Genomic DNA, 18,438 nt, shown 5'->3' on the forward strand with positions numbered 1-18,438 from the left:
GGTTGCGCGACGCGGTCCGCGTCGTTCTGCCGCCCACAGATCAGGCGGCGGCCGGCCCCTCGGCTCCCGATTCGGTGGGCTCGCCATCCGCGGAAGCCGCGCGGTTGCGCGACGCGGTCCGCGTCGTTCTGCCGCCCACAGATCAGGCGGCGGCCGGTCCGGCCCTTGAGTCGATGGCCGGCATCGGCGTTGACCGGTCGGCCGGCATTCCACTACCGGTCGAGGCCGGCCCGGCCCGCCGGTCGCTTACGGACGGGTGTGCTAGCGCAGGCCACGTCGCCAGTTCGACGGTCCCCGGGCAGCGTCGCGAGCCGGCATCGACGTCTGGGCGCGGTTTGCCGAGCAGGCGATCCGGCCGACGGCCCGTCGGGATGATCCGGCGATCCCGGGGCGGCGTGCGCCCTCGGCGCAGCATTGCGGTGGGTGGCGTCGGGCGTGCTCGCTCACCCCTGGCCGGCGTGGCGCCCGCCTGGGAGTGGTTGGCGCAGGCGCCCGTCCGCTACCTCCCGGTGATGGGCCTGGCCCTGGTGCTGTCGGCCCTGGTCTTCGTCCGGCTCGCAGGCGGCCCTAAGCCGATGGCATCCGGCCCGGCCACCCAACCGCCGGCGGCCACCACGACCGCGACGTCGCGCACGCTGCCCATCTCGGCCAAGCCGGTGCCGAGTTCTGCGGGACCGTCGGCCGCCACCACCCTTCCGACGTCCCGCAGCGCAGCCGTCCCGACCGCGACGACCCCCAGCACGACCGCGACGACCCCCAGCACGACCGCGACGACCCCGAGCCCGGGCGCACGACCGTCGGCCGCTGGCACTCCTTCAAAGTCCCAGAGTTCGCCCACCTCGTCCGCGACGGCTCCGACGCTGGCAGATCCGCTGGCCGATCTCACCGGCCCGTTGACCAATCCCGTGGTTGTCGCGCAGGCACTGGCCGACCTACGCGCCGAGGCCTGGGCCACGCTCGATCTCGGTATCGTCCGCGAGCTCAACGCGCCCGAGTCCGACGCGTTCAAGGCCGATAGTGCGGCGGTGTCGAAGGCCGCAGAGCGCGGCTTGCGTTATACGGGCCTGGAGTTCGTCGTCCTCAAGGCCACGGCGCGGCCTGCGCCGGGGCCGGACGCCGAACGGATCGTGCTCGATGCCGAAGTCGACTCGAGTCCCTTCACCATCCGCGGCCCGGACGGCCGCACGACGACGACGCCGGGACGGGATGCTGCCCTGGTGCATCTGGAGCTTCTCTGGTCGGGGAAGCGCTGGCAGGTCGCGACAACCGCGTGAGTACCGCGCTACCTAGGCCAGTGCCAGCTCTCGCCCGCACCGATGCCCACCGATCGCCCGCCCACCGATCGCCCGCCCACCGGGCACCGCTCACACGCGGTGGTGCGCGACGTTGACGACCTGACCGTCGGGGGAGCGGACGAAGAAGCGGCGGATGCCCCACGGCTCGTCCGTCAGCGGATGCACGATCTCGTATCCCCGCTCCTGCATCACGGCATACGCTCCGTCGACGTCATCGACCTTGATCGTCAACTGCGAGTCCGCGGGCGCGCTCGCATCCGCCGTGACCACCTGCACGCTGGCACCGGTTTCGGGCGAGCTGAAGCGCGTCACCCAACCCAGGTCGAGCGTGGTCTGGCTCAGGCCGAGCACACCGAAGAAGTCCCGCGCCTTCTCGACGTTCTCGGTGTGGAGATTGGTGATGACTTCTTCGGCCTTCATCGCTTCAGTATGTCGGTGCGAGCGGCGCCGGTCCGGGCAGAGCGTCGATCAGGCCAGCGCCTGGTCGAGATCGGCGAGCAGGTCCCCGGGCGATTCCAGACCCACCGACAGGCGCAGCACGCCGGCATTCGGCTTCGCCTCGGCAGCCACCGGCCGATGTGTGAGCGCGGCGGGATGTTGGATGAGCGAGTCGACGCCGCCGAGCGAGACGGCGTGCGTGATCAGCCGAACGCGTTTGGCGACCGCGGCCGCCGCCTCGTAGCCGTCGACGAGCTCGAAGGCCAGCAACGACCCCGGCCCGGCCATCTGCCGCCCCGGCCCCACCAGCCCGAGCGGGTCGCACTCCTCGAGCGACGGGTGGAAGACGCGCCGGATGGCGGGGTGACCGGCCAACTGCCCGGCGATGATGCGCGCGCTCTCCTGCTGGGCGCGCACCCGGATCGGCAGGGTCGGCAGTCCCCGGTGCAGCAGATAGGCGGTGAAGGGGCTGAGCACGCCGCCGGTGATGGCGCGCACCGGCCGGATGCGCCCTGCCGTCGCCTCGTCGGTGACCACGACGCCGCCGAGCGCATCGCCGTGCCCGCCGAGGAATTTCGTCGCCGAGTGCAGGACGATGCGTGCGCCAAGGGCGAGCGGGCGCTGCAGCACCGGCGTGGCGAAGGTGTTGTCGACCAGCACGGGCACCTCACCGGCCGCCGCCGCGACAGCCCGCAGATCGAGCAACTCCAGCGTGGGATTGGCCGGCGTCTCGACGACGACGAGCCCGGTCTGCGGGGTGATGGCGGCGCCGATGGCGTCGGGATCGGCATAGGTGATCGTGGTGCCGAGCAGTCCAGTCGCGAGCAGGTGATCGGTCCCGCCGTAGAGCGGCCGGACGGCCACGACGTGATTGCATGCGTCGGCGGTCATCGCCAGCAGGGTGGCGCTCATGGCGGCCATGCCAGAGGCGAAGGCTACGCCGGCAGCACCGCCCTCCAACTCGGCGACCGCGGCCTCGAACCGTGCCACGGTCGGATTCCACAGCCGCGCATAGACATTCGAGTCGCCCGGGTGCGGCGGATCGCCGCCGGCGAGGTGCTCGTATGCCGCTCCTCCCGCCTCGACGTCACCCAGCGGATTCGTCGTGGACAGGTCGATCGGCGGGGCGTGCACGCCCAGATCGGTGAGGTCTTGGCGGCCGGCGTGGACCGCTCGGGTGTCGAGGGTGGCGGAAGGTGACGACGCTGTCATCCCGCAACCGTCGCAGATGCTGCGGTGCACGTGGCGATAGATCGAACAACTCACGCCAATTCGACCATTAGGTCGCCTATCGTTGCAGCGATCGGGCTTGATGAGCCACCGGGACCGAAGGATCTTCGCCATGCCGGACGAACTCGACGACGTCGACCAGGCCCTGTTGGCCGCCCTTATCGCCGATGCCCGGCTCGCCAACAACCGGCTGGCCGCCCGGGCCGGCGTCGCGGCATCGACGGCCCTCCTGCGGGTGCGCGCACTGATCGACCGCGGTGTCATTCGCGGCTTCCACGCCGACGTCGACCCCGAGCGGGTCGGCCGTCCGGTCCAGGCCATCGTGGCGGTTAGGCTCCGCGCGCACGATCGTCGTCATATCGACGCCTTCACCTCGACCGTGCCCCGGCTGCCCGAGGTCATGCAGAGCTTCCACGTCGCCGGCGACGACGACTATCTCCTGCACGTCGCGCTCCCCTCGGCGAGCGCCCTGCGGGAGTGGATCCTCGATCGCGTCACCACCCACCCAGCGGTGGCGCACAGCCGGACCACGTTGATCTTCGGCCACGACACGGGTCACACCGGACCGCTGACCTGAGCACCTTCGGCGCCAGAACGCAGCGAGGGCCCGGGCGCCGATGCGCCCAGGCCCTCAACCATGGCAGAACTCGTCAGCCCAGGGCGGCCGAGACCACCTCGCGGGCCGAAGCCTGGACCTCGGCCAGGTGTTCGGCACCCTTGAAGGATTCGGCATAGATCTTGTAGACGTCCTCGGTCCCGCTCGGCCGGGCGGCGAACCACGCCGACTCGGTGACGACCTTGAGCCCGCCGATGGGCGCGTCATTGCCCGGGGCCCGGGTCAGTTTGGCGGTGATCGGCTCGCCCGCAAGAGTTTCCGCGGTCACGTCCGAGGGGGACAGGGCCGCCAGCTTGGCCTTCTGCTCCCGGTTCGCGGGGGCGTCGATGCGGGCATACGCCGGCGATCCGTGCCGGGCGGTCAGCTCGACGTAGAGCGCGCTCGGGCTCTTGCCGGTCTTGGCAAGGATCTCCGAGCCGAGTAGGGCCAGCAGGATGCCGTCCTTGTCGGTGGTCCACACCGTGCCATCCATCCGCAGGAAGGACGCACCGGCCGACTCCTCGCCGCCGAACGGGCCCGACCCGTCGAGCAACCCGGGCACGAACCATTTGAAGCCCACAGGCACCTCGACCAGTCGCCGCCCGAGTTCGGCCGCGACCCGGTCGATCATCGAGCTCGACACCAGCGTCTTGCCGACGAAGCCGTCGGCCCGCCAGCCGGGCCGCGACCCGCCGAAGAGGTACTGGATGGCCACCGAGAGGTAGTGGTTCGGGTTCATCAGCCCGGCGTCCGGGGTGACGATGCCGTGGCGGTCGGAGTCCGCGTCATTGCCCGTCGCGATGTCGTAGCGGTCGCGCTGGGCGATCAGCGAGGCCATCGCCGAGGGAGAGGAGCAGTCCATGCGGATCTTGCCGTCCCAGTCGAGGGTCATAAAGCGCCACGTCGCATCGACCAGCGGGTTGACGACCGTCAGGTCGAGCCCGTGCCGCTCGGCGATCGCGCCCCAGTAGTCGACCGCTGCCCCACCGAGCGGGTCGGCGCCGATGCGCACCCCCGCCCCCTTGATGGCGGCGAGATCGACGACATTGGGCAGATCGTCGACATAGGTGCCCAGATAGTCGTATGCCGTACACGCGGCCCGCGCCCGCGCGAACGGGATGCGCTTGACGCCGGCCAGACCGGCCCGGATGTAGTCGTTGGCCTTGTTGGCGATCCACTTGGTGGCGTCGGTGTCGGCCGGCCCGCCGTGCGGCGGGTTGTATTTGAAGCCGCCATCGCTCGGGGGGTTGTGCGACGGCGTCACGACGATGCCGTCGGCGAGCCCGGTGTGCGCCGGCAGGTCGTCGACGCCGCCGATCTTGCCGCGGTTGGCGGTCAGGATCGCGTGCGAGACCGCGGGCGTCGGCGTATAGCGGTCCGCCGCGTCGACCAACACCGTCACGTCATTGGCGACGAGCACCTCGAGCGCCGACGCCCACGCCGGCTCCGAGAGACCATGCGTGTCGCGCCCGATGAAGAGCGGGCCGTCGAAGCCCTGCTCACGCCGGTAGTCGACGATCGCCTGGGTGGTCGCCAGGATGTGATCTTCGTTGAAGGCGGTCTTGAGCGAGGACCCGCGGTGGCCGGAGGTGCCGAAGGCGACCTGCTGATCGATATTCTCCGGGTCCGGCTTGCCGGTGTAGTAGAGCGTGACCAGGTGGGCAACGTCGACGAGGTCCTCGGGGAGGGCGACCTGACCGGCGCGGGGATGCGTCACCTCTCCGTTCCTTCCGCTGTGTGGGCCTTGGGGGCGAGGTAGAGCGCCGAGAGCTTCGGCACCGAGATGACCGCGGAGTAGGGCTGGTTCTCCCACGGCTGCTCTTCGGCGGTCAGGACAACGCCCGCCTGCGAGGGTGAGCCGTATTCATCGAAGCCGGAGGTGTCAAGCACAACCTCCCACTCGCCGGCATACGGCAAGCCGAAGCGCATGCCGTCGCGAGCGTTGCCACCGAAGTTGATGATCGCGACGACGGCGCTGTTGCCGCCACGGTCGCCCTCGCCGAAGCGGACATAGGACAAGGTGTTGCCCGCATTGTCGTGCGGGTTGAGCCACTCGAAGCCGGCGGGCGAGGAATCCTGGCCCCAGAGCGCCTTGTGTCCGCGGTAAAGCTTGTTCAGTTCCTTGACCAAGTTGTGCACCCGGTAGTGCGCGGCGTGATCGAGCAGCCACCAGTCCAGGGACCGGCCGTCGGCCCATTCGGAGGGTTGCGCGAACTCGCAGCCCATGAAGAGCAACTGCTTGCCGGGGTGGCTCCAGATGTAGGCGAGGTAGGCGCGCAGGGTGGCCAACTGGTCATACCGGTGGCCAGGGATCTTGCCCAGCAGCGAGCCCTTGCCGTGGACGACCTCGTCGTGGCTGATCGGCAGCACGTAGTTCTCGCTGTAGGCGTACATCAGCGAGAAGGTGAGCAGGTTGTGGTGGTACTGGCGGTGCACAGGGTCGCGCTGCAGGTAGCGCAGCGAGTCGTTCATCCAGCCCATATTCCACTTCAGACCGAAGCCGAGGCCGCCGGAGTCGGTCGAGCGGGTGACGCCCGGCCAGGAGGTCGACTCCTCGGCGACGGTGACCACACCGGGCGCCGACTTGTAGGCCGTGGCGTTGGTCTCCTGCAACAGCCCGATCGCCTCGAGGTTCTCGCGCCCGCCGTACTGGTTCGGCAGCCACTCGCCGCTGCGCCGGGAATAGTCGAGGTAGAGCATCGAGGCGACTGCGTCGACCCGGATGCCGTCGACGTGGAAGACCTCCATCCAGTAGAGGGCGTTGGCGACGAGGAAGTTGCGCACCTCCTTGCGGCCGAAGTCGAAGATGTGGGTGCCCCAGTCCGGCTGGTCGCCGCGACGCGGGTCGGCGTGCTCGTAGAGCGCGAGCCCGTCGAAGCGGGCCAGCGCCCATTCGTCGCGAGGGAAGTGCGCCGGCACCCAGTCGAGGATGACGCCGATGCCCGCCTGGTGCAGCTTGTCGACGAGATACTTGAAATCGTCGGGCGTGCCGAAGCGTGCCGTCGGCGCGTAGTACCCGGTCACCTGATAGCCCCACGACGGGCCGTATGGGTGCTCCATCACCGGCAGGAACTCCACGTGCGTGAAGCCGAGGTCGGAGACATAGTTGACGAGGTGTTCGGCCAGCTCGACATAGCTCAGCCCGGCCCGCCAGGAGCCGAGGTGCACCTCGTAGATGCTCATCGGCCCGTTGTGCGGGTTGGTCGCGGCCTTGGTGTCTTGCCACGTCGCGTCGCCCCAGGGGTAGGCCGAGTCGTGGACGACCGAGCCGGTCCGGGGCGGGGTCTCGGTGCGCTGGGCCATCGGGTCGGCCTTGTCGCGCTCGACATCGTCTGCGCCGCGGATGCGGTACTTGTAGGTGGTGCCGGCCCCGACGCCGGGGATGAAGATCTCCCAGATGCCGGAGTTGCCGAGCAGGCGCATCGGGTGGCTCCGGTTGTCCCAGCCGTTGAAGTCGCCGACGACATAGACCGACTTCGCCCGCGGTGCCCACACCGCGAAGGAGGCGCCGGTCACCGAGCCCATCGGGCCGTCATACGTCTTGACGTGGGAGCCGAGGATGTCCCACAGCTTCTCGTGCCGGCCCTCGTTGATGAGGAAACGGTCGATGTCGCCCACGGTGGGGGCGAAGCGGTAGGGGTCGTCCTGCTCGTGCTCGATCCCGTCGCCCCAGGTGGTCAGGATGCGGTAGTCGAGAGTTTTGTCCAGGCCCGGACGCACGCCGCTCCAGACGCCGTCGGATTCATGCGCGAGATCGATGATCTCCTCGTCCTCGAAACGGACGCGAACGTGCTGTGCCAGCGGGCGGAGCACGCGGATCCGCAGACCATCGGCCTCCACGTGCTGGCCGAGCAGGTCGTGCGGTTGCTGGTGACGGCCATTGGCCAACGACCAGCGCGCTCCGGGGAGTGCGCTCGGGGGCGTGGGGGTCACGGTTGGTCCTCCTTTGTCTGTCCTGCGTCGGGCAGGAGCCGGTCCAGTGCAGTGAGCGGTATGCCGATCCAGTCCGGCCGATTGCGTACTTCGTAGACGACCTCGTACAAAGCCTTGTCCACCAAGTAGGCGAAGAGCAAGGCCTGCGCGTCGCGCGGATCGTGCCCCGCGCGCGCGGCGTAGCCATCCATGAAGGCCTGTTGCGCGTTCTCGACCCAGTCGCGGGCCGAGTGCCCGCGCGTGCTCTGCTCGACGGAGCCACCGGCGTAGTCGAACGACCGAAGCATGCCCGCGACATCGCGCAACGGCTGATCCGCGCGCGTGCGCTCGGCGAGGGGACGCAACGGCTCGCCTTCGAAGTCGAGCAGGACCCACCCGCGCTCGGGGACGTGGAGGACCTGGCCGAGGTGATAGTCGCCGTGGATCCGTTGGAAAGCTGGCCAATCCGCCTGTGCCGCAGCGTCATACACCGCATCGATGGCGTCGGCGCGCGAGGCGAGCTGCGGAGCCTCGGCCACCGCGGCGGCGGCGCGCGACCGCATTTCGGCGATGGTCTCGGCGACGCGTTCGGGGTCGGCGGGCTCGGTCGGCAGGCGCTCCGCGAGTAGCGAATGGACCTCGGCCGTGGCGTCCCCGAGGGTGCGGGCCCCGGCGGCGAAGTCCGTTCCGTGGCCGGCCGCGACCAGGGCCTCGCGCCACGCATCCTGCGCGCCTGGGAGGAACTCCTGGGCGAAGGCCAGATGCCCGGTGGCGACCCCGGCATCCGGGGCGGCCTTACGGCCCGGCTTGCCGGCTTCGGGCCAGCTCCCGGCGACCGCGCCGAGGCTGGCCGGGACCCGGGTGCTCCCGGCAGCGGCGAGGACGCCTTGCAGTTCGACATCGGGGTTGCGTCCGTCCGCGAGCGCCCGGAAGACCTTGATGATCACCGGCTGCGGCTCACCCTTTGCGTCAACCGCCATACCGATGATCGAGGTGTTCGACTGCTCGCCGGACAGGACGCGCGACTCGGTCAGCCGCCAGCCCCGAGTCCCCATGCCGATGCCGTTCACCGCCGGCTCGACGGCGTCGGTGATGCTGCTCGACGCGGCCTCGACCTCGCCGATGGCGAGCGCGAACAACTGGGCGGCATACACCGGGTCGTGGGGGGCGTCATAGACAAAGCGCGTGCCCAGCACCGAATGCTCGACCACGCCGACGAGCGCGGCGTCGGCGCCGCCGAGGGGCGCCCCGCGATAGGTCAGCGGCACCTGGTAGACGATCGGCGGCGACGTCGCGTCGTCGGCAATGACGAAGGTCTCGATGCCGACCTCGCCCGCCGGGTCGTCCAGACGCCACGCGAAAAGGGGCCGCAGCGCCGGGGTGCGGCCCTTGGCGGCATACCAGCGTTGGCTGCCGATCCAGGCGGCAATGGCGTCCTTCTTGGTGGGCGAGATGGAGGCGCCCTTGTGCAGCAGGGCCATCAGTCGCGCCGGACCTTGATGATGTGAACGGGCTCCCACTCAGGGCCGAGGCGGACGAAGTTCCGCTCCCACCAACGCCATTCGGCGCCAGTCAGGAGGTCTTCGGCGATGAAGCTGTCGCCATAACCCATCCCGAGCTCGGGCATGTCGAGGTGGACGACCGACGAACGGGTCGAGTGCGGGTCGAGATTCGCGACGACGATGATCGTGTCCTCCTCGCCATTACGCAGGATGCGTCGCTTGGAGAAGCAGAGCAGATTCTCATCCTCCACGTGGTGGAAGCGGACATTACGCAGCCAGTGCAGGGCGGGGTGCTCGCGACGGATCTCATTGAGCCGCGTCAGGTAGCCAGCCAGCGACTGCCCTTCCTTGGGACCGCCCTTGTCGTAGTCGGCCCAGCGCCGGTCCTTGTATTGGTACTTCTCGTTGTCGATCTGCTCCTCGGCGCCGGGGCGGGCCACGTGCTCCATCAGCTCGTAGCCGGTGTAGATCCCATAGGTGGGCGAGAGCATCGCCGCGAGCGCGGCGCGGACCTTCCAGGCCGCGAGCCCGCCGAACTGCATATAAGGGGTGAGGATGTCGTGCGTCGTCGGCCAGAACGACGGGCGCATGTAGGACGCCGCGTCACCCGCGAGCTCCTCGACGTATTCGCGCAGATCCCACGCCTGGTTGCGCCAGGCGTAGTAGGTGTAGCTCTGCTGGAAGCCGACCTTACCCAGCGTGTGCATCATCGCCGGCTTGGTGAACGCCTCGGCCAGCCAGATCACGTCCGGGTGGTCCTTGGCGACATCGGCGATCAGCCACTGCCAGAACTCCACCGGCTTGGTGTGCGGATTGTCGACGCGGAAGATCTTGACCCCGTGGTCGATCCAGACCTGGATGACGCGGCGCACCTCGGCATACGCCTCGGCGGGCGTGTTGTCGAAGTTGAGGGGGTAGATGTCTTGGTACTTCTTCGGGGGGTTCTCGGCAAACGCGATGGTGCCGTCGGCGCGGGTGGTGAAGAACTCGGGGTGGGTCTGCACCCACGGGTGGTCGGGGGAGGCCTGAAGGGCAATGTCCATGGCCACCTCGAGGTCATTGCGCGCAGCCTCGGCGACGAAGGCATCGAAGTCGTCGAAGGTGCCTAGGTCGGGGTGGAGGGCGTCGTGACCGCCGGCGGGTGACCCGATGGCATACGGGCTGCCGGGGTCCTTGGGGCCGGCGTTCAGGGTGTTGTTCGGGCCCTTGCGCGCCGCCGTGCCGATCGGGTGGATCGGCGTGAGATAGACGACGTCGAAGCCCATCTTCGCGATCGCCGGCAGGCGCTTGGCTGCCGTAGCGAACGTGCCGGAGACCCACTCGCCGGTGGTCTCGTCGTAGTAGCAACCCTCGGACCGCGGGAAGATCTCGTACCACGCGCCGTAGAGCGCGCGTTCACGTTCGACGAGGAGCGGGAAATCCGCTGTGGGAGAGATGTATTGGCGCATCGGGAGCGCGGCCATCTCGGCGTGGATGTCACGGTTGACGCCGGCATGCAGGCGTGCCATGGCAGGTTGGGAGGTGTTTTGGAGTCCGGAGACCGCCTCGTCGAGCAGGAGCCGGCCCTGGCCGCTGCGGCCCTCCTGGGCGGCGGCCTTCTGCAGGAGCAGCACTCCCTCGGTGAGCATGAGTTCGGTGTCAACCCCTGCAGCGACCTTGATCGTCGCGTCGTGCTCCCAGGTGCCGAAGAGGTCCGACCAGCCCTCGACGCGATAGGTCCAGTAGCCCGGCTCGTCCGGGGTGACTTCGGCGACCCAGAGATTGAGTCCGGGGTTGATGCAGTCCATCGGCAGGTAGATCTCGCTGCCATCGGGACGGGTCAGGACCAGATTCGCATTGACCGCGTCATGCCCCTCGCGAAAGACCGTCGCGTTGACGGTGAAGGTCTCGCCGACGACCGCCTTCGCCGGGCGCGCACCGCCGTCGACGAGGGGGGAGACATCCTGGACCGGGATGCGCCCGATCGGGTTTTGTGGGGCGCCGGTCCTGGGGGCGGCATGGCCGTTGGTCGACGGCGCGGAGTCCGTGGCGGACTGCGCGGAGGTCGGTGCGGACGAGGTCGAGGATGCGGGCATCATCGCAGCCGCAGGCGTATCGGGCGTCACACGACAACGCTATCTGGTGGCCGCCTCGTCGTGCAGGGGGAGCGGGCTCAGTCGGTGACCGTCTCGCTGGCCCAGACCTGAAGGCTGCTCGGTCCGGCGCAGACCTGGGTGCCGGGGAAGCGGACCTGGGGTTCGCCGGGATCCTGCTCCCACGTGGAGTCCCACAGCAGGCGCATCGTGCGGCGGCCCGAGACGTCAGGAAGGGTGACCTGGGCATCGTGAATCGCGCCATTGACGACCACGAGAATGTCGCTGTCCTGCGGTCGGTGCGCGCCGATCAGCATCGACAGGGTCCGCAGGCCGCGCCCCTCCCACTGCTCCGGAGTCAGCGGGCGGGCGTCCTGGCCGAGCCAGCTGACGTCGGCGGGGCCGCCGTCATACGTCGGGGTGCCGAGGAAGAATCGATCGCGCTGGAGAACCGGGTGCGCGCGGCGGATGGCGGCGAGCGCGGCGATGCTCTGAACGAGCTGGTCCTGCCACGGTTGCCAGTCCCAGTCCATCCACCCGATCTCGTTGTCCTGGCAAAAGGCATTGTTGTTGCCGTGCTGCGTGCGCCCGAACTCATCGCCCGCGTTGATCATCGGCACTCCAGCCGAGACCAGCAAGGTGGCCAGCAGATTGCGCAGGCTCCGTCGCCGCCAGGCGAGTGTGTCGGCGTTGTCGGTGGCACCCTCGTGACCGTGGTTCCACGAGCGATTGTGCGGTGAGCCGTCGCGATTGCCTTCGAGATTGCCCTCATTGCGCTTCTCGTTGTAGGCCGTCAGGTCGGCGGCCGTGAACCCGTCGTGAGCCGCGACGAAGTTGATCGACGCGGTCGGGTTGCGCTCGTGGGTCCAGAAGAGGTCCTGGCTGCCGGCGAGGCGGGTGGCCAGTTCGCGGGCCCCGTGGCCGGGCTGGCCGGCGAAGGTTGCAGCGAGATCGGTGAGCCAGAAGGTGCGCACGTCGTCGCGGTAGCGGTCGTTCCACTCGCTGAACGGGCGCGGGAACTGGCCGGTGCGCCACCCGCCCATGCCGCAGTCCCAGGGTTCGGCGATGAGCTTGGTCGCGCCGAGCACGGGGTCGCTGCGGACGGCGGCGAAGAAGGCGTGGTCCGGGTCGAAGTCGTGATTGCGACCGCGGGCCAAGGTGACGGCCAGATCGAAACGGAAGCCGTCGACGTGCATCTCGGTGACCCAGTAGCGCATCGAGTCCAGGACCTGGCGGCAGGAGACCTCGTGATGGGTGTTGAGGCTGTTGCCGCAGCCGGTGAGATTGAGGTCCGCGCCATAGGGGTCGAGGCGGTAGTAGGCGCGGTTGTCCAGACCGCGCCAGCTGAGGATCTGGCCGTCGTCATTGCCCTGCTCGGCGGTGTGGTTGTAGACCACGTCGAGGATGACCTCGATGCCGGCGGCGTGCAGCGCCTTGACCATCGACTTGAACTCATCGACCACGCCTTGCGGGTGGGTGGCCGCGGCATAGCGGTTGTTGGGGGCGAAGAAGCCCAGGGTGTTGTAGCCCCAGTAGTTGACCAGGCCGCGGGCCTGGATCGCCGGCTCGGTGATCGATGCGTGCACGGGAAGGAGCTCGATGGCGGTGACGCCGATGCGCTGGAGGTGGGCGATGATCGCGGGGTGGGCCACGCCGGCATACGTGCCCCGGTGCTGGACCGGGACGGCCGGATGGGTCATGGTCAGGCCGCGGACGTGGGCCTCGTAGATGACGGTCTGAGTCCACGGGGTGCGCGGTGGCGCATCGTCGCCCCAGTCGAAGGTGTCCTCGACAAGCACGGCGCGGCCACCGTGGTCGATGGCGCGGGCATACGGATCGAGGAGCAGCACGGAATCGTCGTACCAGTGCCCCTGTTCGGCGCGGCGGGGTCCGCGGGCCCGGACGCCATAGCGAGCGCCCGGCGCGAGGCCGTCAGCGTGCCCAAACCACCAGCCGTCGGGGGAACCGGCCAGGGGGATGCGGTCCTCGCCGCGGTGGTCATCGAGAACGGCGAGCGCGACCTCGTCGGCGTGTCCGGCATAGACCGCGAAGTGCGCACCGTGGGGGGTCAGAGTCATTCCGGGGGCAAACGACGGACCCCCGTCACGAGGCGGCATGGCCCCTAGCCTAAGGACTAGTACGTTGGTGCAATGACCGATCCCACCGCCCTGCCCAATCTGCCCGGCTTCGGAGCGCCCGCTGCATCCGACGCCCCGCCGGCCGAGGCCTCCTTGCGCGACCGCCTGATCGAGGCCCTGACCAGCCTGGAGTTGCAGCCCACAGTCGATGACGACGGGGACATCACCTTCCTCTTCCAGGACCAGCAACTCTTCATCCGCGCCTCCGACGAGGACGCCCAGGTCGTGCGGCTCTTCGGCCAGTGGCGCCTCGCCGAGCCGGTCCCGGAGGACCGCGGCGAGCGCCTGGAGGCGTGCAATGACGTCAACATCGCCTTCAACATGATCAAGACCGCGATCGCCGAGGACACCCTCCTGGTGACCTCCGAGCACCTGCTGCCGCAGGGAGCGGACCTGCGCAGCCTGTTGATGGTGACCATCCCGCTCGTGCTCCACGGAGTCAGCCTGTGGCACCAGCGCGCCATCGGCGAGGAAGGGATGGACGACATCATGCAGCAGGCGCAGGCCCAGGCCGCTGCTCAGTCGGACGCCGATGCTGCGCGGGCTGACGGCGCGCCTGGCGCCGCCTTCGGCCTGAACGGCAACTGAGCCCGCCATGAGTGAGTTCCTCAGCGTCGACGTCGACTCGGGCATCGCCACCATCCGTCTCGACCGGCCCCCGATGAATGCCCTCAACCTGCAGGTGCAGGGAGAGTTCATCGACGCCTCCCGGGCGGTGAGTGTCGACCCGACGGTGGCCGCTGTCATCGTCTATGGCGGCGAGAAGGTCTTCGCCGCCGGGGCCGACATCAAGCAGATGGCGACCATGACGTATGGCGACATGGTCACCGCCTCCGCCGGCCTGCAGGACTTCACGCGCGCGCTGGCGGCGATCCCTAAGCCGACCGTCGCGGCCATCACCGGCTACGCGCTCGGTGGCGGTTGTGAGGTCGCGCTCGCGTGCGACTTCCGGATCGCCGCGGACAACGCGACCCTCGGGCAGCCCGAGATCGGGCTCGGGATCATCCCGGGGGCCGGTGGCACCCAGCGCCTGGCCCGCCTGGTCGGTCCCGCGCGGGCGAAGGAGCTGATCTTCACCGGCCGATTCGTCAAGGCGGCCGAGGCGTTGGCGATCGGTCTGGTGGACGAGCTCGCTCCCGCGGACCAGGTGTATGCCGTTGCGCGCGAACGGATGTCGCGTTTCGTCGGCGGCCCCGCGCTGGCGATCAAGGCGGCCAAGGAAGCGATCGACAAGGGTCTCGACGTCGACCTGCAGACCGGGCTGGAGATCGAACGGATGGCCTTCTCGGCCCTGTTCGCCACCGACGACCGGCTGGCCGGCATGACCTCCTTCGTCGAGAACGGCCCCGGCAAGGCGACCTTCACCGGGTCGTGAGCGGAAGCGCCAGACGTAGGGGCGGAAAAACTGAGACGCGGGAACGCGGCTCGGTGCAGGACCGGGGCGTGGGGCGAAGCCGCCATGGGTGAGGGCAATCACGCCGAATCTCGCGCGTCCGGTTCCGATGGGGCTGAGAGACTGAGCGGACGTACCAGCGCCTGTCAGAGGCGCCCACCAACGAACAGGACTAGCCAACGATGAACATCGTCGTTTGTGTGAAGCACGTGCCTGACGCTCAGGCCGACCGCGGCTTCAACGAATCGGATCTGACGACGGATCGCCAAAGCGTCGACGGGCTGCTCTCGGAGCTCGATGAGTATGCCGTCGAAGAGGCCCTGAAGATCGCCGAGGCGGCTGGCGGCGAGGTGACCGTCTTGACGATCGGCCCCGCGCAGGCGGCGGACGCCGTCAAGAAGGCCCTGCAGATGGGTGCCGACAAGGGCGTGCACGTCAGCGACGACGCGATCAAGGGCTCGGATGCGTGGGGGACCTCGCTGATCCTGGCCGAGGCGATCACCAAGATCGGCGAGACCGACATCGTCTTGACGGGAATGTCCTCAACGGATGGCTCGATGGGCGTCGTCCCCGCCATGGTTGCCGAGCGACTTTCGTTGCCGCAAATCACCTTTTCTGCCGCGGTGTCGATCGACGGCAAGACCGTCACTGCCCGCCGCGACGGCGACGCCGCCAGCGAGACCATCGTCGGCACGCTGCCGGCGCTGGTCTCGGTAACCGACCAGATCAACGAGCCCCGCTATCCCTCCTTCAAAGGAATCATGGCCGCGAAGAAGAAGCCGGTCGAGACGTGGAGTCTGGCCGATCTCGGCATCGACGCCTCCCAGGTCGGCCTCGCCAACGCCTATACCGAGGTGATCTCGGTGACCAAGCGCCCGCCGCGGGCGCAGGGACAGATCGTCACCGACGAGGGCGACGGTGGCGAGCAGCTCGCCGCCTTCCTGGCCGCCGGCAAGTTCATCTGACCCACGACACGAGAAGGATTAGGAAGACACACTCATGGCCGAGATCTTCGTGCTCGTGGACCACGCCAATGGGCAGGTCCGCAAGACCACCAATGAACTGCTGACGATCGCCGCCCGGCTCGGCGAGCCATCCGCGATCTACCTCGGACCGGGCGCCGCCGACGCCCAGGCAACGCTGGCGAAGTACGGCGCCAAGCGCGTCTACGCCCTCGACAGCGCCGATGTCACGGGCTATCTCGTTGCGCCGCAAGCGGAATTCATCGCCGCGTTGGCCAAGAAGCTCAAGCCCGCCGCGATCTTGATCCCGGCGAACCCGGCCGGCAAGGAGATCGGCGCCCGCGTGGCGATCAAGACCGACTCCGGCCTGATCACCGACGCCATCGACGTCCAGCCGGCCGATGGCGGCGCCATCGAGACCACGCAGTCGGTCTTCGCCGGCTCCTACACGGTCAAGGCGAAGGTGACCAAGGGGACCCCGATCATCTGCGTCAAGCCCAACTCCGCTGCGCCGCAGGAGAACCCGGCTGCCGGCCAGGTCGTCCCCGTCAACCTCACGATCCCCGAGTCCGCGAAGGGCGCGCAGATCACCGAGGCCAAGGAGAAGCAGTCGACGGGTCGTCCCGAGTTGACCGAGGCCGCCATCGTCGTCGCCGGTGGTCGCGGCACCGGCGGTGACTTCTCGGCCGTCGAGGCCTTCGCCGACTCGCTCGGCGCTGCGGTCGGTGCATCGCGTGCCGCCGTGGACGCGGGTTGGTACCCGCACACCTCGCAGATCGGCCAGACGGGCAAGCAGGTCAGCCCGCAGCTCTATGTTGCGGCCGGCATCTCCGGCGCCATCCAGCACCGTGCCGGCATGCAGACCTCGAAGACCATCGTCGCGGTCAACAAAGACCCAGAGGCCCCGATCTTCGAACTCGTCGACTTCGGCGTGGTCGGTGACCTGTTCACCGTGCTCCCCGCCGCGACCGAAAAGATCCAGGCCAGCAAGGCCTGACCCGACCGGCGCTCCGCAGCCCCCGCCGTCCGCACCGGACGGCGGGGGCTGCGTCGTGTCGCAAGGCGACGCTCTATCCCATCCTCGGCCGTCTCGAAGCCGCCCAGATGGTCACCACGCACTGGACGCCTGGCGACGGCCGCCCGGGGCGCAAGTTCTACGAACTCAGTGCGGAAGGCCGCAGTCACTTGCGACCCGTAGCGCCGACCGGCAGCAGTTCACCGACCTCACCACCCGGCTGTTCTCCCATGACAGCTCGGGCGCACACGAAGGAGCCGGGTCATAATGGGCTTGTCGCAGTTGGCCGCCGTCATTCTCGTGCTTCCCGGACTGCGGCGCCGTGGCCTGTCCGGCCGGGCCGCCGGGTGGGCGCTCGGTCCTACGATCCTGCTCGCCCTCGTCCTCGCCTGGGCCTTCCCATCCCCGCTGTTCGCCACACCCCGGCCCGCGACGATCCTTGCCTTCATCGCGGTCCAGCTTCTGGGCCCGGGTCTGCTCGCGCACACCAGTTGGCGATCCCTTCCTCGCGAACCGGTCAGCGGCCGAGTCCAGGGACGTGATCGCGCCGTTGCCCCCTGTTCCCCCTCATCGTCCTGATGCCCATCGCCACTGCGCTGGGCCGCCTGGGCAACTGAGGTCGGACGCCGGCCCCGGCGCAACGAAATAGAATCCGTCGGTGACTGTCTACCTCGACCATGCGGCGACCACGCCGATGCTGGCCGCCGCGCGGGCCGCGATGATCGAGCAGTTGGAGCACACCGGCAACGCCTCCGCCATCCACTCGCTGGGGCGGGAGGCGCGCCGGGTCGTCGAGGAATCCCGTGAGCGGATCGCCGCGGCGGTCGGCGCGCTGCCCAGCGAAGTCATCTTCACCTCCGGCGGCACCGAGGCCGACAATCTCGCCGTCAAGGGCACGTATGCCGCCCGCCACGCCGCATTGCCCGCTCGCCGCCGGCTCGTGGTCGGCGGTATCGAGCACCACGCCGTGCTCGACCCGGTCGAGTACCTCCTGGGCCAGGAGGGCGCCGAAGTCACCTTCGTCGAGCCGGCGCCCGACGGGCTGATCACACCCGATGCGCTGGCCGAGGCGCTCGGCCCCGACCCCGGCGATGTCGCCCTCATCAGCATCATGTGGGCCAACAACGAGATCGGGACGATCGCCCCGATCCCAGCGCTGGCCGCGATCGCGCGCGAGCACGGCATCCCGATGCACAGCGACGCCGTCCAGGCCGTGGGCCACATCCGCGTCGACTTCGCTGCCAGCGGCCTCGACCTGCTCACGCTCACCGGCCACAAGCTCGGCGGCCCGGTCGGGATCGGTGCCCTGCTCGCCCGTCGCGACGCGCGGCTGGTGCCGTTGCTGCACGGCGGCGGCCAGGAGCGGCAGGTGCGTTCGGGCACCCTGGACGTGCCGGCCATCGCCGCCCTCGCCGTGGCGATCGACGAATCCGTGGCCGGGCTCGCCCAGGAGTCCCAGCGCCAGATCGCGTTGCGGGACAACCTGATCGAGCGTGCCCTGGCGCTCGGACTCGATCTGCATCTCACCGGTGCGTGGACCCCGGGGAACGCCGATGACCGGCTGCCCGGCAATGTGCACCTGCGCGTGCCGGGCGCCGATGGGGACTCGCTGCTCTTTCTGCTCGACGCCGCCGACATCGCCTGCGCGACCGGCTCGGCCTGCTCCGCCGGAGTTCCGCGGGCGAGCCATGTCGTGCTCGCGCTCGGGATCCCCGACGAGGAGGCGCGCGGAGCGCTGCGGCTCAGCCTCGGGCATACGTCCACGCAATCCGACGTGGATGCGGTTATCGCGGCGCTCCCCGCCGCGGTGGAGCGCGCCCGCCGCGCGCGGGGGGCGGCGTGATGCGCGTCGTGGTGGCCGGCGGTGCCGTGATCGGAGGTGCGGT

Annotated in this window: 14 protein-coding genes and 2 pseudogenes; 9 read left to right on the forward strand and 7 right to left on the reverse strand. The window is 69.3% G+C overall.

The annotated features are described in order from the left end of the window. Positions 1 to 1,274 (forward strand): annotated as a pseudogene (locus PKH97_RS04620) (hypothetical protein); the annotation flags it as partial. 90 nt (positions 1,275 to 1,364) lie between these two features. Here the strand turns inward: PKH97_RS04620 and PKH97_RS04625 are convergent. Beyond that, positions 1,365 to 1,715 carry a VOC family protein gene (locus PKH97_RS04625; protein ID WP_324386235.1) on the reverse strand — a complete coding sequence of 117 codons (351 nt, stop codon included), beginning with the start codon at positions 1,713 to 1,715 and terminating at the stop codon, positions 1,365 to 1,367. 48 nt (positions 1,716 to 1,763) lie between these two features. Beyond that, positions 1,764 to 2,945: a PLP-dependent aspartate aminotransferase family protein gene (locus PKH97_RS04630; RefSeq protein ID WP_324386236.1), complete on the reverse strand. Its 1,182-nt coding sequence runs from the start codon at positions 2,943 to 2,945 to the stop codon at positions 1,764 to 1,766. 130 nt (positions 2,946 to 3,075) lie between these two features. Here PKH97_RS04630 and PKH97_RS04635 point away from each other — a divergent pair, with 130 nt between their 5' ends. Next, positions 3,076 to 3,540 (forward strand): Lrp/AsnC family transcriptional regulator, encoded by a 465-nt coding sequence (locus PKH97_RS04635; protein ID WP_324386237.1) that lies wholly within the window; start codon positions 3,076 to 3,078, stop codon positions 3,538 to 3,540. A gap of 73 nt (positions 3,541 to 3,613) precedes the next feature. On the opposite strand, the gene pgm is transcribed toward PKH97_RS04635, so the two are convergent. The 5 genes from pgm to glgX all read right to left on the reverse strand — a co-directional run bounded on the left by pgm (position 3,614) and on the right by glgX (position 13,122). Further along, the gene (gene pgm, locus PKH97_RS04640; RefSeq protein ID WP_324386238.1) at positions 3,614 to 5,275 is read right to left on the reverse strand and encodes a phosphoglucomutase (alpha-D-glucose-1,6-bisphosphate-dependent); all 1,662 of its coding nucleotides are present in this window, start codon (positions 5,273 to 5,275) and stop codon (positions 3,614 to 3,616) included. Further along, on the reverse strand, positions 5,272 to 7,491 hold the full coding sequence (glgB, locus tag PKH97_RS04645; protein ID WP_324386239.1) for a 1,4-alpha-glucan branching protein GlgB: 2,220 nt from the start codon (positions 7,489 to 7,491) through the stop codon (positions 5,272 to 5,274). The genes pgm and glgB overlap by 4 nt, the downstream gene beginning before the upstream one ends. Beyond that, the gene (locus tag PKH97_RS04650) at positions 7,488 to 8,951 is read right to left on the reverse strand and encodes a phosphotransferase (RefSeq protein ID WP_324386240.1); all 1,464 of its coding nucleotides are present in this window, start codon (positions 8,949 to 8,951) and stop codon (positions 7,488 to 7,490) included. The genes glgB and PKH97_RS04650 overlap by 4 nt, the downstream gene beginning before the upstream one ends. Beyond that, a complete protein-coding gene (locus tag PKH97_RS04655; RefSeq protein WP_324386247.1) occupies positions 8,951 to 11,050 on the reverse strand; it encodes an alpha-1,4-glucan--maltose-1-phosphate maltosyltransferase in 2,100 nt (699 codons plus the stop codon). Before PKH97_RS04655 ends, PKH97_RS04650 begins: the two co-directional genes overlap by 1 nt. Positions 11,051 to 11,124: 74 nt before the next feature. Further along, positions 11,125 to 13,122 (reverse strand): glycogen debranching protein GlgX, encoded by a 1,998-nt coding sequence (glgX, locus tag PKH97_RS04660; RefSeq protein WP_324386241.1) that lies wholly within the window; start codon positions 13,120 to 13,122, stop codon positions 11,125 to 11,127. A 72-nt stretch (positions 13,123 to 13,194) separates the two neighbouring features. On the opposite strand from glgX, the gene PKH97_RS04665 reads away from it, so the two are divergent. From PKH97_RS04665 to PKH97_RS04695, 7 genes and pseudogenes are all read left to right on the forward strand, one after another. Further along, positions 13,195 to 13,770, forward strand: coding sequence for a YbjN domain-containing protein (locus tag PKH97_RS04665; RefSeq protein WP_324386242.1), 576 nt, complete (start codon positions 13,195 to 13,197; stop codon positions 13,768 to 13,770). Positions 13,771 to 13,777: 7 nt separating this feature from the next. Further along, positions 13,778 to 14,557, forward strand: a complete 780-nt coding sequence (locus PKH97_RS04670; protein WP_324386243.1) for an enoyl-CoA hydratase-related protein — start codon at positions 13,778 to 13,780, stop codon at positions 14,555 to 14,557. A 200-nt stretch (positions 14,558 to 14,757) separates the two neighbouring features. Next, on the forward strand, positions 14,758 to 15,540 hold the full coding sequence (locus tag PKH97_RS04675; protein ID WP_324386244.1) for an electron transfer flavoprotein subunit beta/FixA family protein: 783 nt from the start codon (positions 14,758 to 14,760) through the stop codon (positions 15,538 to 15,540). Positions 15,541 to 15,574: 34 nt separating this feature from the next. After that, entirely contained in the window at positions 15,575 to 16,534 is a 960-nt protein-coding gene (locus PKH97_RS04680) for an electron transfer flavoprotein subunit alpha/FixB family protein (protein WP_290716851.1), read from the forward strand. Beyond that, positions 16,531 to 16,716, forward strand: a pseudogene (locus PKH97_RS04685) (PadR family transcriptional regulator); the annotation flags it as partial. The gene PKH97_RS04680 and the pseudogene PKH97_RS04685, both read left to right, overlap by 4 nt. Positions 16,717 to 16,819: 103 nt before the next feature. After that, positions 16,820 to 17,131 (forward strand): hypothetical protein, encoded by a 312-nt coding sequence (locus PKH97_RS04690; protein WP_324386245.1) that lies wholly within the window; start codon positions 16,820 to 16,822, stop codon positions 17,129 to 17,131. Positions 17,132 to 17,210: 79 nt separating this feature from the next. Then, positions 17,211 to 18,395 (forward strand): cysteine desulfurase family protein, encoded by a 1,185-nt coding sequence (locus PKH97_RS04695; RefSeq protein WP_324386246.1) that lies wholly within the window; start codon positions 17,211 to 17,213, stop codon positions 18,393 to 18,395. Positions 18,396 to 18,438: the final 43 nt, after the last annotated feature.

Source organism: Nostocoides sp., assembly GCF_035343835.1.
Lineage (GTDB): Bacteria > Actinomycetota > Actinomycetes > Actinomycetales > Dermatophilaceae > Nostocoides_A > Nostocoides_A vanveenii.

What these genes read in the sequence shown, in the direction of transcription:
- PKH97_RS04625 (WP_324386235.1), bottom strand. Translation starts at nt 1,715, where the DNA reads ATGAAGGCCGAAGAAGTCATCACCAATCTCCACACCGAGAACGTCGAG.
- PKH97_RS04630 (WP_324386236.1), bottom strand. Translation starts at nt 2,945, where the DNA reads ATGACAGCGTCGTCACCTTCCGCCACCCTCGACACCCGAGCGGTCCAC.
- PKH97_RS04635 (WP_324386237.1), top strand. Translation starts at nt 3,076, where the DNA reads ATGCCGGACGAACTCGACGACGTCGACCAGGCCCTGTTGGCCGCCCTT.
- PKH97_RS04650 (WP_324386240.1), bottom strand. Translation starts at nt 8,951, where the DNA reads ATGGCCCTGCTGCACAAGGGCGCCTCCATCTCGCCCACCAAGAAGGAC.
- PKH97_RS04655 (WP_324386247.1), bottom strand. Translation starts at nt 11,050, where the DNA reads ATGATGCCCGCATCCTCGACCTCGTCCGCACCGACCTCCGCGCAGTCC.
- glgX (WP_324386241.1), bottom strand. Translation starts at nt 13,122, where the DNA reads ATGACTCTGACCCCCCACGGTGCGCACTTCGCGGTCTATGCCGGACAC.
- PKH97_RS04665 (WP_324386242.1), top strand. Translation starts at nt 13,195, where the DNA reads ATGACCGATCCCACCGCCCTGCCCAATCTGCCCGGCTTCGGAGCGCCC.
- PKH97_RS04670 (WP_324386243.1), top strand. Translation starts at nt 13,778, where the DNA reads ATGAGTGAGTTCCTCAGCGTCGACGTCGACTCGGGCATCGCCACCATC.
- PKH97_RS04675 (WP_324386244.1), top strand. Translation starts at nt 14,758, where the DNA reads ATGAACATCGTCGTTTGTGTGAAGCACGTGCCTGACGCTCAGGCCGAC.
- PKH97_RS04680 (WP_290716851.1), top strand. Translation starts at nt 15,575, where the DNA reads ATGGCCGAGATCTTCGTGCTCGTGGACCACGCCAATGGGCAGGTCCGC.
- PKH97_RS04690 (WP_324386245.1), top strand. Translation starts at nt 16,820, where the DNA reads ATGGGCTTGTCGCAGTTGGCCGCCGTCATTCTCGTGCTTCCCGGACTG.